This window comes from Halopenitus persicus, assembly GCF_900107205.1.
Taxonomy (GTDB): domain Archaea; phylum Halobacteriota; class Halobacteria; order Halobacteriales; family Haloferacaceae; genus Halopenitus; species Halopenitus persicus.
In genome coordinates this window covers 424,420-431,026 of the sequence record NZ_FNPC01000003.1, presented here as the reverse complement: position 1 = coordinate 431,026, position 6,607 = coordinate 424,420, and the positions used below count along the sequence as shown (strand labels likewise).

Here is a 6,607-nt window from a genome sequence, read left to right as displayed (position 1 = left end):
TCTGATTCGGTGATTTACCGGATTCTGGCTGTAGATCGGCTTTTTGAACCCAATCGTGGACGGCTTTTCGACTGCGTTGGACACCCAGTGAATCGAGTAAATCGACGGTATTCGACAGCGAGAGTCCCGCAACGTGCGATTGAATACCCAACGCCATCGCGGACTCGGGTGTCCGCTCTCGCTCCACAAAATCCAAATCAATCCACTCTCTATGACCGGTGAGGCGGGCAATTTCTGCCATAGACCAGCAAGAAATTCACCCGCCTCGCTTTTCACGCTTAACTAAACACCGCCCGCTCTCTTTCCCGAAAGTTGACGATGCCGATCTACGATCGGCGTCCCTCCTCGGAGTACGAGGTCGTCGATCGACGGGACGACGGGGTCGGCTGGTTCGCACATCCGAACGAAACTGGTCGCCGGACGAGTCACGCCGTGGTCGGGAACGATGGCGGCGTGTGGCTCATCGATCCGATCGACGCGCCGGGGATCGACCAGGAACTCGCGACGCTCGGCGACGTCTGCGGCGTTATCGTCTGTTCGAACTACCACGTCCGTGATGCGAACGGTTTCGCCGCGCGTCACCAGGTTCCGGTGTATTGTCCCTCATGGCTTTCCCGCGCAGCATCCACGCTCGATAGTCCGGTCGAACCGGGGACGGATACGATCGGGAGTTCCGGATTCGCGTTGCGTCGCTGCCGCCCGTTTCCGGGGTGGTCCGAAGCGATCGCCTACCGTACGGCCGATCACACGCTCTACATCCCCGATATACTCGGGACGGCGCCACTGTACACGGTGGCGGAGGAGCGGCTCGGGATGTACCTCCTCTGCCGGTTCGCACCACCGCGAGCCGTGTTCGAGGGGCTATCTCCACAACGAGTTCTCGTCGGCCACGGGACGGGAATCTTCGAGGACGCCTCGACTGCCCTCCGGACGGCACTCGATGGAGCGCGCCGCCGCTTGCCTGCGGCACTCCGATCCAACGGGTGGGGACAGCTCCGGGCGCTGACGGCAGCACTCGGGGATCGAAGCTAGTTCGGCGTCTCGTCGTCCTCCGGTCACTCGAACCGACATCGTTCCGTGCGCTCCACGCAAACCGTCGTCGACGGCCATCCCAAACGGTTAAATTCGGTTTTGATGCTACGGTCGACATAATATGCGACGACGGTAACCCGGAGACACGATGGTCATCGTCTCCGCATTCACGGACGGATTCACCGCCCTCCGATCGAATCCGATCCTGCTCGCCCCCGGCCTCCTCATCGGCGGCGGCAGCCAACTGCAATACGTGGACCACCTGATCGACTCACCGGTGCTTTCAGCGGGCGCCTCGCTCGCGTGGCTGGTCGTGTTCCCGTTCGTTCTCGGTGGCTTCATCGACACCGCTCAGGCCGCGATCGACGGAACGGACGCGTCGCTCTCCGGCTTTATCACGGCAGCGCGGACGCATTACCCGTCACTGCTCCTCGCAACCATATTGTTCGTGCTGCTCGTGTTCGGCGCTGCCATCGGACTCAGCCTCATCGGGTTCGTCCTCGGTATCGGAGCGATGGCGCTCGCCGCAGTGAACGAGATGGCTGCGTTCGTCGCGGGCGTCGTTTCGATGCTCATCTGGCTGGCGTCCGTCCTCGCCGTCATTCTGTTCGTCCAGTTTTACGATACCGCGATCGTCATCGAACACGAGAGCGTTACCGGCGCGTTCCGGAGAAGTATCGGACTCGTCAGCTCGAACCTTCAAAACGTCGCCGGGTTTTCGCTGGTCTGGCTCGTCCTGCTGAACGCCTTCCTGCTTCCCGAGTACCTGCTCCGGTTGACGATGACGGAAGCTGGACCGGCTGAGGTGTTCCCAGTTGACCTCGGGATTCCGATGGCAGTCCTGCTCCCGATCGGGATCGCCCTTTCCGCGGTCGGCTTCGCGTACTTCTACACGGTGTACACGGCCTACTACCTGCGACTGATCGCTGCCGCTCCCGCCACCGCGGAGGAAATATGAAATACCACCAACAACTACGTACTCCGGCCTCGAACGCTCCGCGAGCGGATCCCCGCGACCTGCATCCGCGGACCGACCAGTAACCATGGCACGACTCCTCCCCACGCAAACCGACACCACCGTCGAACGAAGCGACACCCCGGCCGTGTTGAGTCTCGACGACGACGCGACGCGGGACGTGATCGAGGCGCTGTCCTCCGAGACGGCCTACGAGATCTTCCGGCTGCTCAACGAGACGCCGGCGACGCCGTCGCGGATCGCCGACCAACTCGACCAGAGCGTACAGAACGTCCACTATCACCTGGAGAACCTCGAATCCGCCGGCGTGATCGAGGTCACGGACACCTGCTACTCGGAGAAGGGCCGTGAGATGAGCGTGTACGTCGTTTCGAAGGATCCGACGCTGCTGTTTCTCGGCACCGAGGACGATCGGCCGGGCCTCAAACGCGCGTTCAGGTCCGTCGCGTCGCTGCTCGGCCCGCCGTCGATCCTGCTTGCAGCCGGCGAAGCGGTCTCACAGCTCGTCACTGCCGAATGACCGACCACGCCGGATGACCGACCACGCCGACTCACCGAACCGAAGGACTTCTATCGGTCGGGAAACGATCGAATGTGACGTGACACCGACGATCAAGGAACGGACGGACGTCGACGGCTGTGGCTGCCTCGATTGCCGGAACGTTCAGACGGCCGCCACGGAGCGCACCGTCCTCGATGCGTTGGTCTGGTCGGTCGGTCTGTTTCGCTCCCGTCCCTCGATCGTCGCCTTCGCGGGCGTGATCGTCCTCGCCAACCGGTTGCTCGAGACGGACGTCATCACCGTGCTCCCGCTGCCCGTGGTTGACCTGTTCGAGGCCGCGGCGGCGTTCGCGTTCCTCTTTCTGATCCGCGCCTACGTGGGCACGATCGTCGCCGGGGAGCTGACCGGTGACCCGGTCACGATACGCGAGGGGATCCAGCGAAGCCTCGCGCGGACGCCGGCGTTGGTCGGCGTGATCCTGCTCATCGTCGGATTCGTGCTGACGATCCCGTCCCTCGTGGGCCTTCCCCTCCTCGTTCTGGTCGGCGTTCTCCCCGGCGATCCGGTGGCACTCGTCGGCTTTCCCGTCGCCGCGGCGGTCGGCGGGGCCGTCTTTCTCGTGCCGATGCTGCTCCTGCTGTTCACGTTCTGGTTCGCGCCCGAGGCCTGCGTCATCGGTCGGTACGGTCCCGTCGAGTCGCTTCGGGTGAGCTGGCACGTCACGACGAACTACCGCGGGAAGTTCGTGCTCATCGTCGTGCTCGTCCTCGGGAGCGTGCTCGGACTCCAGCTGCCGGCGTCCCTCCCCGAGACGGGGGCGAGACTGGCGTGGGTGGCGCCGGCGGTGGACGTGATCGCGGCGAGCGTCTCCGAGTTGCTCTCCATCGTGTGGGCAAGCGCGTACGCACACGTCTACGTCCAGGCGATCGTCTCGTGATGCAGGCGATCGCGTGGTACGGCAGTGAACGATCAGGATGATTCAACTTGGAGCGGGACCAACGGGACGACTATGCTCGGCGTGCCCTCCACGGCCCTGCAGTGGCTCGGCGTCGGATCGGTGCTCCTGATCGCGGGAGCGCTGATCAGGTTCCGGGGCTGGACGTTCCTCATAGCTGGATACGACGAGACGTCATCGGTTCCCGAGGAGGTGGTCGCTGACGTCGTCGGAAACGCCGTCCTTCGGATCGGCGTGGCCGCGATCGCGCTCGGCGTCCTCATGGCCATCACCGACGTGCCGTCGTACCTCCCCGCCGTCTTCGGCGTGATCATCCTCCTCGCCGTCGCGCGACTGATCTACCGCCTTCGAACGTACACGCCATCAAACGCGACCTAACGGATGTCTCGTGTCCGGGGCCGACGACGAGCGATGGGGACCGTTCCCGCAACGGACGCCGTGCCGACCCACGGATGATCCCTCCGGAACCATACGACCACGTCAAGCCGGTCGACGCCGACGTCCCGGACGGTATCTATCGCGTCGTCGGACGCGGCGAGGGCACGGTGACGCTGCTCCGCGTTGCGGACGCCGGGGAACGGCGCCTCCACACCGGCGAGATCGTGACCGTTCCGCTCGCGGAGTACCCCGACTTCGCTCCGGCCGAGAATCCCGACGGGAATCGGCCGCTCGGCGCCGGCCTCGCGTCGACGGCGGAGACTGGATACTGGTCGCTTCGAGTCTTCACGCATCGACTCACATCCCGTCCGTTCTCGACGGCGATCGCGACGCTTCTCGCGATCGTCGGCATCGCAGGTGACCGGATCCTCCCGCTTCCGGACGTCGTCCATCGCGTCCTGATCCTTCTCGGAAGCATCGGCCTCGCATACGTCGGCGTCGCTCGCCGGTAGCGGGACCGGCGGCCGTCGACCGACGGCGGAGCGGGGAGGGACGTGCCCACCCCTCATCCGTCGCCGGGGTCGGGTCGGGTATGGATGACGCCGTAGGTGGCGCCCAGCAACAACCCGTACACGAGGTGGGCGACGCCCACGGAGAGGACGACGAGCATGCCGCCGACCATCCCCGGCAGCGGAAGGATGGGTTCCGGAATCGTTCGTCTCCCGAGCACGTTCATCGAGATCGGCAACATGATCCCGGTCGTGGCGAGCCCGACGGCCGCGGCGTAGACGACGCCGGAGACGAGACAGCCGAACGTGGTCGTCAGCTGCCGACGAACGACGGGGCGTGAAACGAGCAGGGTGAACAGGAGGCCGATCAGGACGCTGTTCACCAGATGGCCGACCCATCCGCCCACCACCGTCGGTCGTCCGTAGAGCGCCCCGATGAGCGGCATCATGTTCGCTCCCAGGTGCAGGATCAACCCCATCCCGACGCCACCGACGAACCCTCCCGCGATTCCCGCTCCCCACGTATACCGGAGCGATTCCGTTCGTGAGACGGTGACTGTACCCATATAAGATCTATGTGATTTGGTAACAAACAACTTTCGGCTGTTCACGGGAAGGTCCTCACTCGCGATCGGTACCGCCGTCGGGCTCGCCGCCGCCGTCCTCGCGATCCGGGCTCGGGAGCCCGCCGTCCGCGGCGGGCGTCGGGTCGTCGGGGCGGGCAGGGTCGTCGAGGCGTCGGATCTCGCGTGAGAGCCGGTCGAAGTCGAACTCGTCGTCGCCCAGCCGGGCGAAAAGCAGCGTCAGACCGGACGAAACGAGGAACGCGCCGGCGAACGGGAGCAGATAGGTCGCGTCGGGCGCCGGCAGCGCGCCGCCCAGGGCCGCATCGAGCGTCCGGTGGAGGCCGAAGGGGAACGGGAAGGTCGCCGCGCCGACCAGGAGGCCGCCGAGGGCGCTCGCGAGCGCGCCGCCCCCCGAGAGTCGGCGGGAGAAGAGGCCGTACACGATCGGGGCGGCGACCGCGGCGCCGAGCAGGTCGGCGAGGAAGAACAGCCGGAGCACGCTGCGTGCCCGGAGGCTCACCAGGATCGCCGCGATCGCGACGACGGCCGTGAGCGCCCGTGCGCCCAGCCGCAGGGTCCGGTCGTCGGGGTCCGCGAGCAGTCGCGGGAGATCCGCCGTCACGAGGCTCGCCAGCCCCGAGAACAGGCTGTCGGCCGTGCTCATTACGAGGGCGAGCGCCAACAGGAGCACCCCGAGGACGACCGCCTCGCCGGCGGCGCCTTCGAGCAGGACGAAGAAGGCGATACCGGCGTTGTATCCCGAGCCGCTCGTCTCGACGGCGGCAGCGCCAACGGCGACGACGCCGAGCAGCGTCGCCACGACCATCACCAGCCCGTTGACGACGGTTGCGGCTCGGAAGCCACGCTCCACCGTTCGGGACCCGTCGGCGGCGTAGATGCGCTGCCACCAGGTCTGGTTGACGAGCTCCGCGCCGAGGACGGCGAAGACGAGCGCGATCCCGAACCTGATGCCGGGCACGTACGTGGGATCGAGGAGCGTCGGATTCGCGGCCACGACCCCACGGTGGACGGCGGCCGTCCCGCCGCTCGCGAGAACGACCGCAAGCGCCGCCGCGGCGAGCAGCGGAAGGACGATCAGCGTCTGGATCGTGTCGGTGGCGATGCTCGCCCGCAGGCCGCCGTAGCCCGTGTACAGGAGGACGAATCCGCCGACGAGGGTCGCCGTCTGCCACCGCGGGACCGCCGCGACGTGGTGGAACGCCTGCGCGATCCCCGTCAGCTCGGCGGCCAGGAAGACGAACATGTAGAGGACGCTGACGGCGAGCACCAGCGCGTACATCCCGCGGCCGTAGCGGACGAGGACGTACTCGGTGAGCGCGTGTCCCTCGGGGATCACCTCGCGGATCCGGGGGCCGATCCGCGAGTAGACGAGCATCGGGAGCGACTCGCCGACCGCGTAGCCCGCGACCGCGGCGATCCCGAAGAGCGCGCCGGCTTCGGGGGCCGAAAGGAGGATCCACACGCCCATCACCGAGGCGACGAGCGTCGCGGCCGTTCGACCGCTGCCGGCGGAGTCGCGGGCGGCGATGAGGTCCTCCACGGAGCGAACCCGCCCCCGGGAGAGCCGGATCCCGACGACGGTGAAGACGACCAGCGTGACGACCGCGAGGCCGAGCGCCGTTACGGCGGTCACCATCGCGTCTCGCCCCCCGAAGCCGCCGGCGGCGC

8 protein-coding genes and 1 pseudogene are annotated in these 6,607 nt (G+C 66.6%); 6 read left to right on the top strand and 3 right to left on the bottom strand.

Annotated features, from left to right (window positions below; genetic code table 11):
- Window positions 1-241: pseudogene (locus BLV25_RS07240) on the bottom strand (IS6 family transposase); the annotation flags it as partial.
- A 77-nt stretch (window positions 242-318) separates the two neighbouring features.
- Between BLV25_RS07240 and BLV25_RS07235 the strand changes: the two are divergent.
- The 6 genes from BLV25_RS07235 (at window position 319) to BLV25_RS07210 (ending at window position 4,355) form a co-directional block, all read left to right on the top strand.
- Complete coding sequence (locus BLV25_RS07235) at window positions 319-1,032, top strand: hypothetical protein (RefSeq protein ID WP_092731812.1); 714 nt, start codon at window positions 319-321, stop codon at window positions 1,030-1,032.
- Between the two features lie 148 nt (window positions 1,033-1,180).
- Window positions 1,181-1,990 carry a DUF7847 domain-containing protein gene (locus BLV25_RS07230; protein WP_092731809.1) on the top strand — a complete coding sequence of 270 codons (810 nt, stop codon included), beginning with the start codon at window positions 1,181-1,183 and terminating at the stop codon, window positions 1,988-1,990.
- A gap of 85 nt (window positions 1,991-2,075) precedes the next feature.
- Window positions 2,076-2,528: an ArsR/SmtB family transcription factor gene (locus BLV25_RS07225; protein WP_092731806.1), complete on the top strand. Its 453-nt coding sequence runs from the start codon at window positions 2,076-2,078 to the stop codon at window positions 2,526-2,528.
- Between the two features lie 79 nt (window positions 2,529-2,607).
- Complete coding sequence (locus tag BLV25_RS07220) at window positions 2,608-3,447, top strand: hypothetical protein (RefSeq protein WP_256335669.1); 840 nt, start codon at window positions 2,608-2,610, stop codon at window positions 3,445-3,447.
- A 24-nt stretch (window positions 3,448-3,471) separates the two neighbouring features.
- Window positions 3,472-3,843 (top strand): DUF3784 domain-containing protein, encoded by a 372-nt coding sequence (locus BLV25_RS07215; protein WP_218128612.1) that lies wholly within the window; start codon window positions 3,472-3,474, stop codon window positions 3,841-3,843.
- 74 nt (window positions 3,844-3,917) lie between these two features.
- A complete protein-coding gene (locus tag BLV25_RS07210; RefSeq protein WP_021074136.1) occupies window positions 3,918-4,355 on the top strand; it encodes a hypothetical protein in 438 nt (145 codons plus the stop codon).
- A 53-nt stretch (window positions 4,356-4,408) separates the two neighbouring features.
- On the opposite strand, the gene BLV25_RS07205 is transcribed toward BLV25_RS07210, so the two are convergent.
- Both BLV25_RS07205 and BLV25_RS07200 read right to left on the bottom strand, forming a co-directional pair.
- The gene (locus BLV25_RS07205) at window positions 4,409-4,918 is read right to left on the bottom strand and encodes a hypothetical protein (RefSeq protein ID WP_218128611.1); all 510 of its coding nucleotides are present in this window, start codon (window positions 4,916-4,918) and stop codon (window positions 4,409-4,411) included.
- 55 nt (window positions 4,919-4,973) lie between these two features.
- Window positions 4,974-6,575: a sodium:solute symporter family transporter gene (locus BLV25_RS07200; RefSeq protein WP_092731803.1), complete on the bottom strand. Its 1,602-nt coding sequence runs from the start codon at window positions 6,573-6,575 to the stop codon at window positions 4,974-4,976.
- Between the last annotated feature and the right edge of the window lie 32 nt (window positions 6,576-6,607).